This is a genomic window from Treponema bryantii NK4A124, from assembly GCF_000421345.1.
Lineage (GTDB): Bacteria > Spirochaetota > Spirochaetia > Treponematales > Treponemataceae > Treponema_D > Treponema_D bryantii_B.
In genome coordinates this window covers 191,973-204,555 of the sequence record NZ_ATWV01000001.1, presented here as the reverse complement: position 1 = coordinate 204,555, position 12,583 = coordinate 191,973, and the positions used below count along the sequence as shown (strand labels likewise).

The window sequence follows — 12,583 nt, the reverse complement described above, 5'->3', positions numbered from 1 at the left end:
TTATCATATAGTATGATGGAAAAGGAGCACGCACGTGTGCGAAGAGTTCTGGGCATTGACCCGGGACTCGCAAATACTGGTTTTGGCGTAGTTGATTTTTTTGAAGGCCGTTACCGCATGGTATCTTACGGCTGTATTACAACTAAGGCTGACCAGCCACACGGAGAGCGGCTCCTTACTATTTATAGCCGCCTTGTTGCGGTAATTCAGGAGTTTCAGCCGGATGAAGCCGGAATGGAAACTCTTTTTTTTGCCCGAAATGTTACTTCTGCAATGGGAGTTGCTGAGGCCCGCGGAGTTGTTACTCTCTGCCTTGCCCAGCATAATATTCCGCTCGGGGAATACCAGCCTAATCAAATAAAACAGGCAGTCACTGGGACTGCCTCTGCCGACAAGGAACTTGTTGAACGATATGTAAAGATTCTGCTAGGCTTAAAAACTGAGCCTAAGCCTGACCATGCGGCAGATGCGCTGGCCGGTGCTATTACACACCTGCATTATTCTACTTCAAAGCCTCCACGAGGACTGTAAGATTTTCTTCCATAATTTTAAGATAGGTTGTGCCAGCTGCAGCCTGCTTTGCGGTTGTTGATTGGATTGAATCCATGGTAAGCACGCGGGCATTTTTCTTTTTTGTGTTCTGTACGATTGTGCGGGCAATCTTACCGTCGCCTGATTCAATTTTCAAGACTGTGTTCAGACCGAGTTCGTCAGCCTTCTTTGCAAGGAAGATTACTGTTTCAAAGCTGGCTTCTGTTTCTGCTGAACAGCCGACAAAGGCCGCAAAGTAGTCTAGTCCGTAGTCGTCTACAAGATAGCGGAATGGGAAGCGGTCTCCAAAGAGTATTGTCTTTTTACTTCCAGCCTTTACTGCTGCTGCGTATTTTGCATCGAGGGCGTCGAGGCGGGCGGTGTAAGAGGCGAGATTTGCCTTGTAAGCGGCAGCGTTAGCGGCATCTTTTTCGCAGAGGGCGGCTGTAATTTCTGCACTAAAGATTTTTGCATTGCGGAGAGAAAGCCAGACGTGCTCGTCGTATTCTACCTCGTCTTCGTCATCGTGATGATGGTGATGTTCTTCTGCTTCGTGGTCGTGGTCGCCGTCGTGGTGGTGCTCGTGCTCATCATCCTCTTCCTCTTCGGCCTGTATTCCTTCTTTTACTTCCTCGGCTTTTACTTTGTCGCCCAGAGTTTCGAGAAGATTTATTACCTTCATGTTTTTATTCTTTGCGTTTTTGAAGGCATCTTTTACCCAGCCGTCGCTTTCTCCTCCAACGTAGATGAAAATATCTGCTGTAGAGATTTTTGCGATATCCTGGATTGATGGCTGATAAGAGTGGAGGTCTACACCGTTTCCGAGAAGAAGGGTGAGTTCAACATTCTTTGCGTTATCACCAAGGATTTCGCGGGTCCAGTCGTACTCAGGGAAGATTGTTGTTACGACTTTGAGTTTGTCAGTTTTTTTATCTGATTTTTTTGCTTTTGCGGCAAACACTGATGATGTGAGTGCGAGGAGAATTGCTGCTCCTGCGATTATTTTCTTTACGTTCATATTTTTCTCCATATATTTGAATGTCATGCTGAACCTTCGCAGCATAGCTGCTTGGAGACTCGCTAAAAATAGTCCACTGGACTATTTTTGCCCTGCTATGCAGTGCCGCTCCCTATGTTTCAGGATCGGGATGACCGGGATGTTAAATCACCAGCTTTACTTTCTGCTTTACGAGGGTAGCAGGGGCAAGGAGCAGGGCAGAAATAATGAAAAGATTTATATAGCTGAAGGTTGAAAACTCGATTGATGTCAGCGGTGCTGGTTCTGAGATTTTATTATTGTTATGAATTATCTGCAGTACAAGACAGACAGGGCAGTCTTCTTCATAGCAATGATCTTCGTGACCGGCATGGAAACTTTCGAAGGCAAGAAGCGCAAACAGTGAAAGAGCGGCCAGAAGTGCCGTGGTGCGGAGCAGGTGGAAAATCTTTTTATTCATCTTCTTTTTCCTTCTTGCTGGCGCAGTCGGTACAAACGCCGTAAAAAACTGTACGTAGAGGATTAATTACAAAGCCATGCTCTGTCTTAAGATGACTGCCCAGATCTTCAAGCTCTTCGCACTCAAGGTGAATAAGGCGGCCGCAGAGTTCGCATTTTAAGTGAAAGTGCTGCTCGCTGGAATTGCATTTTTCACCTGCATACTCAAAACATGCTGCCGAATGTTCATCTATAAAATATTTCTGAATCTTTCCATCATTAACGAGCTTTTCCAGCTGGCGGTAAATTGTTGCAATACCTATTGAGATATTTTTTGCTTCAAAGTGAGCACGTACATCTTCTGCTGTAAAATGCTTTCCCTGCATTTCTCTAAGATATGAAAAAAGAAGTTCCTGCTGTTTTGTTTTATAGGCTGTTTTCTGCATTTATGAAGTATCCAAATTTGATAATGATTCTCAAATTATACGAATTACATAAAAAATGTCAATTGAATTTGAGAATTATTATCAATTTGAGAGCTTTCTTTTTTTAGCAGATCCTGAAACAAGTTCAGGATGACGGGGAGATTTAGTTCAGTATGACTGGAGATTTAGAATCTTCACAAGTCTCTTTATATCATCTATAATGCTAATATGTTCAATTCGCTTACAGGAATAATTACCGGAAAATTTCCTAAACAGGTTTTTATAGATACAAATGGAGTAGAATGGGATTTGTGTGTTCCCGATTCTAATCTTGATATGCTTCCACCGGTTGGCAATGAAGCAAAGATTTATACATATCTTCAGCATACAGATCAGCTTATGTCTCTTTATGGTTTTGCATCTGCCGATGAACGCAGCGTGTTTTTAGATTTACTTAAGGTTGATGGCGTTGGCCCAAAAGGTGCTGTAAAAATCATGAGTGCTGTTTCAAGTGCCCGCCTGCTTGATGTGCTGGAAAAGGGTGACCTTGAAATGCTGGAAAAAATTCCTGGAGTAGGTAAGAAGACTGCCGGTAAAATGATGCTGACTCTTAAGGGTAAACTTAAAATCAGCGAGAGTGCAGGGCCTGTTGTCAGTCTGAAAGCTGCAAGCCCTTATGCAGATGTTGTTATGTCTCTGGCCTCTATGGGCTATGATAAAAAACTTGTTGAACAGAAACTTGCCCAACTGGTTGAAATACTAACTAACGATAGTTCGTTTGCTGGTAAGAGTCAGAAAGAGAGGGAAGATATTCTCTTCCGTCGTGCTATTGTTGAGCTTGCTTAGCAGGGAGGGGATTTTATGGCTGAAGATTTTGGTGAAGATTTTTCTGCGATTGTACGTGCGGATCTGAAAGACAGATATGATGAACAGGATAATAAGCTGCGTCCTAACATGCTCAAGGATTTTCTTGGGCAGGAAAGCGTAAAGAAAAATCTTTCTACTTTTATTGAAGCAGCTAAGCTTCGCGAAGAGCCTCTGGACCATCTTCTGTTGATTGGTCCTCCGGGACTTGGAAAAACTACTCTTGCCCAGATTACAGCTCACGAACTTGGGGTTGATTTTAAAGTTACCTCTGCGCCTGCTCTGGATAAACCAAAAGACCTGGCCGGAATCTTAAGTACCATTACTCCGAGAACTGTTTTTTTTATTGATGAAATTCACCGCTTAAAGCCTGCAATTGAAGAAATGCTTTACATTGCAATGGAAGATTTTGAACTGGACTGGATTATCGGTCAGGGGGCTGCTGCCCGTACTGTCCGTATTCCTATTCCTCCGTTTACTCTGGTTGGCGCTACAACCAAGGCCGGTTCTGTTTCGAGCCCGCTTCGTTCCCGCTTTGGTTTTATTCCGCGTTTTGAATTTTATACTCAAAAGGAACTTGCTTCTATTATTAAGCGTTCTGCTAATATTCTTGAAATTGGAATTGATGAAGATGCCGCTATGCTCCTGGCTCAGTGCTGCCGTGGAACACCTCGTGTTGCAAACCGGGTGCTCCGCCGTATGAGAGACTTTGCTCAGGTTGCAGGAAGTAAGATTATTACAGTTGATATTGTTGACGAAGGGTTAAAGCGCCTCGAAATAGATGAAATTGGTCTTGAAAAGTATGACCGTGAAATTCTCCGTTCAATTATTGAAAACTTTGGCGGCGGCCCGGTTGGAGCAGAAACTCTTGCTATCTCTATCGGCGAAAGTATTGATACCCTGGAAGATTATTACGAGCCTTATCTGATTCAGTGCGGACTACTCCAGCGAACTCCGCGTGGCCGTATGGTTACGGAGAAGGCATACAGTCACTTAGGTCTAACACATGCTTCCGATTCAAAAGATGGACTTCAGGGAAGTCTCTTTTAATATGGATTGCCACGTCGCTACGCTCCTCGCAATGACGACGGTGGTTGACTAGACCGAAGGCCGTATCGAAACCACCTTATTTCCTATAACTCTGATTTGTGTTATTATAATTCTCATGTTAACATCCGATTTTAATTTTGACCTGCCTGAAGATTTGATTGCGCAGCATCCGAGTGGAGTGCGCGGGCAGGATAAACTTATGCTTTTGAATCGTGCTAGCGGCGAAGTAGAACATCATATGATGGACGACCTTCCAGATTTAATTGAGCCCGGCACTCTCATGATTTTTAATAACAGCCGCGTACGTCGTGCCCGTGTTTACGGCATCAAAGAAACTACCGGCCGCGAAACAGAATTCATGTTCCTCAATACAATTGATAAAGAATGCTGCATCTGGAATACAATGGTAAAGTCTGCTAAAAAGCAGAAGCCTGGAATGCATTATAAATTTCCTGACGGAACAGTTGCAGAAATTATAGAACACGAAGGAAATGCAGGTACAGAATTCCGTGCCCTTAAATTTGATTTTGCAATTGATGAAGACTGGTTTGAAAGAAACGGTCATATTCCTCTTCCTCCATATATTAAGCGCGGTGACACAGAAGAAGACTCTGAGCGTTATCAGAATGTTTATGCAACAAACACCGGTTCTGCTGCCTGCCCGACAGCCGGACTTCACTTTACAGAGGAAATGCTGGCACGCCTGGACGCAAAGGGAATTGAACGCCGTTTTGTAACTCTTCATGTAGGTCTTGGAACCTTTCTTCCTGTACGCGAAGAAAATATTGAAAATCATAAAATGCATGAAGAATGGTACACAGTTTCAAAGGAAACTGCAGATGCCATTAACAAGGCAAAATCAGAAGGACGCCCGATTCTTGCGGTTGGAACTACCAGTGTAAGAACTCTTGAAAGTGTTGCTCAGAAAATTGAAATGGAAGGTGGGGTAGTTGGGGCTAATAATGAGTGGGTACGCGCCGGAACAAACTCAACAAGCATTTTTATGTACCCGGGTTTTAAGTTTAAGGTTGTAGATAAGATGTTTACAAACTTCCACACACCGGAAAGCACACTGATTATGCTGGTGTCTGCCTTTGCCGGCCGTGAGCATATTTTGAATGCCTACAAAACTGCAGTTTCTGAAAGATATCGATTTTTTTCATACGGTGACTGTATGTTTATCCGGTGATTGAGTGCCACGAAGTGGTGTATCGAAATCACCGGATACGATTAAAATGTGGTTTCGATACGGCTGCGCCTACTCAACCACCGTTTAGGTAAGCTGCTCAAAGCTATATCTTGCCAGATTAAAGAACTGCTGGCGCATTACGTCGGTAATCATCTGATCTGTGGCGGCCTTCTGGAACTGCTCGGCTACAACCTCTTCCAGCTGAGTAATATCTTTCTGCGAAAGAGGAAGACGACGGCCGCTCATAAAGTTTTCAAACTCCTTGCTGTGGAAGGTGAATGGACCTGCAAAGGCCAGATGCACATTGAGCAGGGAGTTTTTTTCTGTATCAGCAAGAAAAGCAAAAGATGCTGACTGCTGGGTAATTGAATGCTCATGCCCAATGCGGCGGAAAATTGAAAGCTCTGCATCTACAAGAGGAATGCGGATATTTGAAAGAATAAAGCCTTCCGGTACAGATTTAAAATATCTGATATTTTCACTTCTTGTTTCTGTCTGATTTTTGAATTCAAGTTTTGCATCCAGAGCCATTAGAGGGGCAAAAAGGGTAAGCTTGTGATTTTCAGAACAGATATTACCGCCGATTGTTGCAGTGTTTCTTATAAGCGGATTTGCAATACAGTTAAGAGCTTCATAAAGGATAGGCGGCAGATGGGTTTGACCAATTGCAAGCAGCTCTGAAAGAGTTGCTCCAGGCCCAACATCAATATAACGCTCATGTCTGGAAATATGAGAAAGGTCTTTGATGCCATGAGTTGAAATAAATTTTTCCGGAAGACTTTCAATTCTGGTGCAGCCTCCAACAACTTTTGTTCCCGGATTATTATTGAGAATCTTTATAAGTTCTGCTGCATTTTTTGCATAAAGTATTGTCTTTCCCATTTAGTCCTCTATTTTAACTTCGTGTTTGACGTCTGTTTGAAATCTGAATGGCATAAATTATTCCATTTACCAGAGTATCAAGGTCTGTACAGCAGGGAGAAAGTGCTTTCACATAATCTGTAATTTCCTGACGGGTAGGCATTTTTGGTGATTTCAAAATCTGATAAGCAGAAAAAATTTTTCCGGCAGTGCAATATCCACAGAGTTTTATACCTGCTTTCTGAAAGCCGCTCATAATTATTGAGTATTCTTCTGTCTTTACAAAATAGTCCAGAGTTACAATATCGCAGTTGCGGACAATTCCGGCTGGAATCTTGCAAGATGCTGCAGGTTTGTCATCCAGGAGTACGGTACAGGAACCACAAAAGCCGCTTGAGCAGCCGCTCTTTACAGAAGTACATCCGTTTTTGTGTAAAACCTTCATTAAGGATTCATCTGCATGAGCGTCAAGAATTGTTTTTGTTCCATTAAGAGTTACAGGGATTTTCATTCTGCCGCTCCTTTATTTTCATTTTTTTCGTTTTTCTTAGTTTCCTTCTTTTCGTTTGTTCTGTCACGGATTAACTGGAATAACAAATCTTCTGTACAAGGAATTTCTGTAAGCTGAGTTGTAAGTGCCAGAGAGAGGGCTGAAGAAAAGGCTGCCGGTAAAGAGTTGTGAATAAGTCCGCCAACCTGGCCTGATTTATTGCTCGACTGAATAAAACTGATGTTGATTGCATCGCAGGGAACTGTTTTTCCTTTAACCAGCATTGTCAATTCCTGCTGAATCTCTAGTTTAATTGTTCTCATTGCTGCTGCTTCATCGAAAAGTTCGCCACAGTCAACAGTAACCCAGATGCCTTTTATTTTTTCATTATAAGTATAAGTGTCCAGTTCAACTTCAACAACTGTTGTTATAAAGGAAGTTGTATAAAATGGTGTACCTGAAAATTTTTCTTTATCCCATTTTGTTTTTGAAGACATAACTGCACTTTTTTTTGAAGTCAGAGGAAGGGGTTGATGAAAGCGTTTTTTCTGAATGTCATTACAGCATTTTTTAACCAGATCATTCATAATGCTGATTGAACTGGAAGAATCTTCGGGCTCTTCCGGAATCTGATTGTAAGGAAAATCAGAATTAATCTGAATGTTCTGTTTCGGAATCTGAACAATTTCTGATGCTGTTGATTTCCAGATATCCTGAATTACTTCGGAAGGCTTAATTGCATGTATTTCGAGCTTTTCATCTGCGTTTAAGGTAACTTCGAGTCTGGCATCATTATTAAAGCTGGTCTGGCCATAATAGCCTGAAGGAATATAGGCAGTTGCTACACCGATTCCACGAAGAGGCAAGGCAAAAAATGGTTTACTGTCTTTTTCTGCACGGTCAATTGCTTCCATGTGAAAAGATGCATACTTTCTGTTAAAGTCACTGTTTTTAAGAGCTTTTTGAATAACAGCCTGAATGTCTCCGGTTGTAATATTAAAAGGAAAAGCTTTTGGAGATTCTGTATTGATAAGACGAAGTTCATCCGGAAATATTTTCGAAAGATTACTGAGCTTCTGAATTTCATTTTCAATTGCAAAGAAGGCCTGAGATTCAATTATCTGCATGGAAATTGAAGTAGGTGGATTCTTTGAAGTATGTGCCTGTGCATAAATATAAAGATTTTCAGGTTTATAATAACTGGTAGCCGCAATTGCAATGCGGTCTGTAATTTCCTGGGCAAATGGATTTGAAGAGCCTATGTCTATATCAATATTGATTTTAAGGGCTGTAAGGCGTCCTTCTGCATTTAAGGCAGTACGGTATGTAATGTCGGTAAGAACACCAGGAACCATATAGTTTTCCTGCTCGTATTGAGAAAGTATAAGTTTTACCGGCTTTTTGGAAAGCCAGGCAGCAACAGCAACCTGGACTGCAAGTTGTGTTGTACGGGCTAGTCCCGAAGGGTATATGCCTGCAGATTTAGTTTTATGAATGAATACTGCAGATTCATCTATGTTCAGGGCTGCTGCCACTGATTTTTGTGTAAAACCAGTCCAACGGGTTGGCGTGAAAACATGAATCTTTTCAGCTTCTGTGTAGGCAAAGGCTCCTTCAGTTTCCTGCCATTTTGGAGTGAGAAGTTTTTCTTTCCAGGTGTCGGTGGAAGTAAAAGCAGCCTTGTCAAAAAGTTTTGTATCAGCCTGGGCAAGTGAAGCTCTTTTATAAAGTCCGTATTTTATTTCCCGGCTTGCTACAACAACACTTGTATTTTCTTCTATATGTGATTTATCAATTACAGTATCCAGGGAAGGCATTTCATTAATCTGCTCAACAAACTCCTTAAAGTTGGCAGTTTCTTCCTGATTATTGATTACATTGTGCAGGGCCGATTCCAGATTTTCAACATCAAATGTAATGTTAACTGTGTCTAACAGTTTGTAAACCTTTTCTTCATCCGGGCCAAAAATAATTCCTACTGGCTCGCCACTGTAGGTTACATTTCCGTATCCGAATATTTTGGTAACATTCTTATTTGCTGTAAGTGTTTTAGCACCTGGTAAATCTTTGCTGGTATAAAGTGTGTAGCCTTCCGGCAGTTCCGGTGCTGTTATGCTTTTGATTTTTCCTGCAGGGGCGGGGCTTCGTACAAGGGCAGCATAAAGACAGCCTTCTTTTTCTGCATCACTGTAAAAGCCGGAAGCTTCGAGAGAACGGGTTAGTTTTTTAGTTTCTGTTTTTTTTGAAGCCATGGCGCTATGCGTCTCTCCTGTTTTCATTTCCGATTCTTGTTACTGTATCAATAACAAGCTGAGCCTGTTCGTCTGTCATATCAGGGAAGAGAGGAATTGAAATTGTTTCGTTATACTGACACTCTGCATTCGGATAAGCTTCTGCTGTAAAATCCGGGTAGAGCTGGCGCCAGTAGGTAAAATGAAAAATCGGGATAAAGTGAACTGAGATTCCAAGTCCAGCTTCCTGCATTTTTTTAGCAAACTCTTCGCGGGTGATGTTAAGCTTCTCTGGAACAAGGCGCATGAGATAGAGATGCCAGCTGTTGCCTTCTCCATCCGGCGGGAGCTTTATAAAATCAAGACCGGAAAAGGCCTCGTTGTATTTATCTACAATGCGTTTTCTCTGTTCGTAAAAAAGCTGTGCTCTGTCTACCTGGCAGCAGCCTATTGCAGCAAGAACATCCGGCAGATTAAATTTGTAGCCAGGGGCTATAATGTCATATTCCCAGCTTGCTCGAGGGCTTGTGTAGCGGTCCCAGGTTGTACGGTCCATTCCGTGCATGCGCATAACTGTCATGCGGCGGGCAAGTTCAGGGTCTCGGGTACAGACCATGCCGCCTTCGGCAGTAGTAATTGTTTTTGTAACGTAAAAAGAAAAAACGCCTGCATCTCCAATGGTGCCAGCATACCCCAGGGCTGTTGGAGACGGGAAAGAATGAGCTGTGTCTTCAATAACGCGGATGTGATTTTCAGGGGTGGAATACTTTGCAGCCAGTTCCATGATGCGGCGCATATTGCATACGTTACCTGCTATATGTACAGGGACAATTGCGCGGACCCGGTGGGCACCTTTACCGTCATAACCGCCGCTCTGGCTGTCTTTTTTTAAGATTTCTTCTATTTTATCAGGATCAATGCTGTAGGTATCCTTTTCAACATCTGCAAAAAAAACGTCAGCATTTAAGTGGCGGGCGCAGGTAGCAGTAGAAACAAAGGTATAAGGAGTTGTGATAACAGCTGTTCCTTCGCGAACTCCACAGGCTTCCATAGCAAGAATCATTCCGCTGGTGTTGGAGTTTACGGCAAGAGAGATGATTTCGTCTGTGGGAAGCTGGGCCTGAAGGCGGGCTTCCTTCATTTTGTCTGTATCGCTTACTGCGGCGCTGAACTTTTTTTCAAATTCAAGAGCGTATTTCCCGGTGGTAAGCCAGCCGCTTCTGAGTACATCAAGTACAGCATCTTCTTCTGCTTTAGTAATTGCTGCTCTATGAAAAGGAACTTTTATTTCTGCCATTCAATGCCTCTTGTCATTCCGAACTTGTTTCGGAATCTCATTTATAATATATCAGTTCTAAGCTGATTGTCAGTTTTTATTTCCTCGTAAAAATCACGCAGGCTCTCGCAGTCGTCACATAAAAGCTGAACGAGCTTTGTCTTGTCGCGGAATTCTGCCTCATGGCCCTGAGTATAAAAACAGATAGGGTAGAGGGCCTTTAGTAAAACTTCCAAACGTTCGTTAGTATATTCTTTGTTGTCCAGCTGTAAGAGTTTTTTATATTTTGTTGGTGTAGGATTTTCTTCCTTGAGCCAGAGAGGTTCAATCAGACGTTCACCTTTTCTGCAGCCCATAATCTTAATGTCGATATCTTTATAAGGTTCAAGTCCTGAGAACTTTATAATCTGCTTTGCAAGATCAATTATTTTTATAGGCTCTCCCATATCAAGAAGATAAGATTTTCCGTTTTCGCCTACGCCTCCTGTCTGTAAAACCAGAGAACAGGCTTCCGGAATGGTCATAAAAAAGCGTTCCATCTTTTCATCAGTTACAGTAATTGGTCCACCGGTTTTAATCTGGTTCTGGAAAAGCGGAAGAATGGAGCCACGGCTGCCAAGTACATTACCAAAACGTACAAACATAAAAGACTGACTGTCTGCAGCCTGCTTTGCGGCATTCAAAACAAGCTTTTCGCAGAGCATTTTTGAAACGCCGTAAACACTTACCGGAGCAACAGCCTTATCTGTAGAAATCAAAACAAAGCGGTCTACTTTATGCTTAAGAGCCGCATCAAGAAGATTCTTTGTTCCAAAAACATTATTTTCAACTGCGGCAACCTGGTTTTCTTCCATCATTGGAACATGTTTGTAGGCTGCACAGTGGAAGATAACGTTACATTTAGTCTGGCGGATAATATAGTCTACATATTCGCGGTCCCTCATATCACCGATAATTGGAACGATGGTAGCCTTTTCACCAACACCTTCAGACTGCAGGAGACGGAGTTCACGGTAAATGCTGCAGATAGAATTTTCGCCATGGCCAAAAAGGTAAAGACGTTCTGCACCACCGCTCAAAAGCTGGCGGGCAAGTTCGGAACCAATGGAACCACCGGCACCTGTAATAAAGACTCGTTTGCCCCGCAGGTAGCCAAGGCTTTCCTTAAGAGAAATAGTTACCGGAGTGCGGCCAAGAATATCAAGAGGATCAATTTCACGGGTCTGAACAAGGTGAGCAGTTCCTTCTATTACCTGGCTTATACCCGGAAGAATTTTAATATGATTAAAACCATTTTCAGTAAGGGTTTCGTAAATTTCACGGATTCGTTCGGTTGGGGCAGAAGGAATGGCAATGATTGCTTCGTCTAAATCAGAATTAGAAAGAATTGAGGTAACGCCGCTTATAGGACCGAGGACCGGAATGCCGTCAATATCAGTTCCAATCAGGTTTTTATCATCATCAATAAAGGCGTTTACTTTTCCAAATATCTTTTTTCGCTTAATATCATCGGCAATGGTTTGTCCGGCAAAGCCTGCGCCAATGATGTAAATACGTTTATCCATTTTCCCAACCCTTTTAATTATTTTACCACAATAGAAAGAAATTGTCATAAAAATCTCTAAACCCGCCTTTATTTTTCTCCGATTAAAATAATAAGAGTCGGAGTATTGTGTCCGGCCGGCGCTTAGGCGCAAAAGTGGGGTCTTATCGATGGGGAAACTTAAAAAACTGTTTTTTTTGGCAATTCTGCTTATAAGCGGCAGCTTGTGCTTTGCAAATCAGATTTCATTTCAGATTGTACAGCACGACGAAAGCCTCGACAGCGTTTCTGAAGATTCATTGGTGATTGAAGATTCGGTACTAAATAACTTTTTTGACTATGGTTATATAGTTACTAATTCTGATGCGGCTATTTCTGAATCAGAAGCACAGGATGAAAAACTTTATAAAATTGGTCAGGGCGAAGCTTTTACTGGATTTTCAGATTACTTTGTTCAGATTAAGTTATATTATGAACGCACAGATCAGACACTGACAACAAATTCTGATCTTTATAAAATTGATTTTTCAATCACTTCTATAAAGACAGGTAAAAAAATAGCGGTCAAAACTTTGAAAGATATCAAAATTGACCATACAAAGAAAAATAATCTGGCTAAGGTTTCGTCAGATTTGGTAAATGAAATAAGTAAAGCATTAAGAGCATATAAAGCCTAAGGATGGGTAGG

Annotated in this window: 13 protein-coding genes; 5 read left to right on the top strand and 8 right to left on the bottom strand. The window is 42.1% G+C overall.

The window, feature by feature from the left end; genetic code table 11:
• The first annotated feature begins 12 nt into the window (after positions 1-12).
• Complete coding sequence (ruvC, locus tag G626_RS0100850; RefSeq protein WP_027726895.1) at positions 13-531, top strand: crossover junction endodeoxyribonuclease RuvC; 519 nt, start codon at positions 13-15, stop codon at positions 529-531.
• Here ruvC and G626_RS0100845 read toward each other — a convergent pair.
• The 3 genes from G626_RS0100845 to G626_RS0100835 all read right to left on the bottom strand — a co-directional run bounded on the left by G626_RS0100845 (position 503) and on the right by G626_RS0100835 (position 2,412).
• The gene (locus G626_RS0100845; protein ID WP_022930899.1) at positions 503-1,549 is read right to left on the bottom strand and encodes a metal ABC transporter substrate-binding protein; all 1,047 of its coding nucleotides are present in this window, start codon (positions 1,547-1,549) and stop codon (positions 503-505) included. The genes ruvC and G626_RS0100845 overlap by 29 nt on opposite strands.
• Positions 1,550-1,691: 142 nt before the next feature.
• Positions 1,692-1,988 (bottom strand): hypothetical protein, encoded by a 297-nt coding sequence (locus tag G626_RS0100840; RefSeq protein WP_022930898.1) that lies wholly within the window; start codon positions 1,986-1,988, stop codon positions 1,692-1,694.
• Positions 1,981-2,412: a Fur family transcriptional regulator gene (locus tag G626_RS0100835; protein ID WP_022930897.1), complete on the bottom strand. Its 432-nt coding sequence runs from the start codon at positions 2,410-2,412 to the stop codon at positions 1,981-1,983. The genes G626_RS0100840 and G626_RS0100835 overlap by 8 nt, the downstream gene beginning before the upstream one ends.
• A 207-nt stretch (positions 2,413-2,619) precedes the next feature.
• On the opposite strand from G626_RS0100835, the gene ruvA reads away from it, so the two are divergent.
• The 3 genes from ruvA to queA all read left to right on the top strand — a co-directional run bounded on the left by ruvA (position 2,620) and on the right by queA (position 5,494).
• Positions 2,620-3,237, top strand: a complete 618-nt coding sequence (gene ruvA / locus G626_RS0100830; RefSeq protein WP_022930896.1) for a Holliday junction branch migration protein RuvA — start codon at positions 2,620-2,622, stop codon at positions 3,235-3,237.
• Positions 3,238-3,252: 15 nt separating this feature from the next.
• Positions 3,253-4,305 (top strand): Holliday junction branch migration DNA helicase RuvB, encoded by a 1,053-nt coding sequence (gene ruvB, locus G626_RS0100825; RefSeq protein WP_022930895.1) that lies wholly within the window; start codon positions 3,253-3,255, stop codon positions 4,303-4,305.
• Positions 4,306-4,420: 115 nt separating this feature from the next.
• Positions 4,421-5,494, top strand: a complete 1,074-nt coding sequence (gene queA / locus G626_RS0100820; RefSeq protein WP_022930894.1) for a tRNA preQ1(34) S-adenosylmethionine ribosyltransferase-isomerase QueA — start codon at positions 4,421-4,423, stop codon at positions 5,492-5,494.
• Positions 5,495-5,578: 84 nt separating this feature from the next.
• Here the strand turns inward: queA and G626_RS0100815 are convergent, their stop codons facing one another.
• Genes G626_RS0100815 through G626_RS0100795 form a run of 5 tightly spaced genes read right to left on the bottom strand, consistent with a single transcriptional unit; the run spans position 5,579 to position 11,935 of the window.
• Positions 5,579-6,376: an FAD binding domain-containing protein gene (locus G626_RS0100815; RefSeq protein ID WP_022930893.1), complete on the bottom strand. Its 798-nt coding sequence runs from the start codon at positions 6,374-6,376 to the stop codon at positions 5,579-5,581.
• Between the two features lie 13 nt (positions 6,377-6,389).
• Complete coding sequence (locus G626_RS0100810) at positions 6,390-6,866, bottom strand: (2Fe-2S)-binding protein (protein ID WP_022930892.1); 477 nt, start codon at positions 6,864-6,866, stop codon at positions 6,390-6,392.
• Positions 6,863-9,097, bottom strand: coding sequence for a xanthine dehydrogenase family protein (locus tag G626_RS0100805; protein ID WP_022930891.1), 2,235 nt, complete (start codon positions 9,095-9,097; stop codon positions 6,863-6,865). Before G626_RS0100805 ends, G626_RS0100810 begins: the two co-directional genes overlap by 4 nt.
• Before the next feature lie 4 nt (positions 9,098-9,101).
• Positions 9,102-10,373, bottom strand: coding sequence for a DegT/DnrJ/EryC1/StrS family aminotransferase (locus G626_RS0100800; protein WP_022930890.1), 1,272 nt, complete (start codon positions 10,371-10,373; stop codon positions 9,102-9,104).
• 41 nt (positions 10,374-10,414) lie between these two features.
• Positions 10,415-11,935, bottom strand: coding sequence for a polysaccharide biosynthesis protein (locus tag G626_RS0100795; RefSeq protein WP_414503150.1), 1,521 nt, complete (start codon positions 11,933-11,935; stop codon positions 10,415-10,417).
• Between the two features lie 130 nt (positions 11,936-12,065).
• Here G626_RS0100795 and G626_RS0100790 point away from each other — a divergent pair, with 130 nt between their 5' ends.
• A complete protein-coding gene (locus tag G626_RS0100790) occupies positions 12,066-12,572 on the top strand; it encodes a hypothetical protein (RefSeq protein ID WP_022930888.1) in 507 nt (168 codons plus the stop codon).
• Positions 12,573-12,583 lie beyond the last annotated feature (11 nt).

Coding starts and splice junctions, on each gene's coding strand:
- G626_RS0100800 (WP_022930890.1), bottom strand. CDS start 10,373: ATGGCAGAAATAAAAGTTCCTTTTCATAGAGCAGCAATTACTAAAGCA.
- ruvB (WP_022930895.1), top strand. CDS start 3,253: ATGGCTGAAGATTTTGGTGAAGATTTTTCTGCGATTGTACGTGCGGAT.
- ruvA (WP_022930896.1), top strand. CDS start 2,620: ATGTTCAATTCGCTTACAGGAATAATTACCGGAAAATTTCCTAAACAG.
- G626_RS0100815 (WP_022930893.1), bottom strand. CDS start 6,376: ATGGGAAAGACAATACTTTATGCAAAAAATGCAGCAGAACTTATAAAG.
- G626_RS0100835 (WP_022930897.1), bottom strand. CDS start 2,412: ATGCAGAAAACAGCCTATAAAACAAAACAGCAGGAACTTCTTTTTTCA.
- ruvC (WP_027726895.1), top strand. CDS start 13: ATGATGGAAAAGGAGCACGCACGTGTGCGAAGAGTTCTGGGCATTGAC.
- G626_RS0100845 (WP_022930899.1), bottom strand. CDS start 1,549: ATGAACGTAAAGAAAATAATCGCAGGAGCAGCAATTCTCCTCGCACTC.
- G626_RS0100810 (WP_022930892.1), bottom strand. CDS start 6,866: ATGAAAATCCCTGTAACTCTTAATGGAACAAAAACAATTCTTGACGCT.
- queA (WP_022930894.1), top strand. CDS start 4,421: ATGTTAACATCCGATTTTAATTTTGACCTGCCTGAAGATTTGATTGCG.
- G626_RS0100790 (WP_022930888.1), top strand. CDS start 12,066: ATGGGGAAACTTAAAAAACTGTTTTTTTTGGCAATTCTGCTTATAAGC.
- G626_RS0100805 (WP_022930891.1), bottom strand. CDS start 9,097: ATGGCTTCAAAAAAAACAGAAACTAAAAAACTAACCCGTTCTCTCGAA.
- G626_RS0100840 (WP_022930898.1), bottom strand. CDS start 1,988: ATGAATAAAAAGATTTTCCACCTGCTCCGCACCACGGCACTTCTGGCC.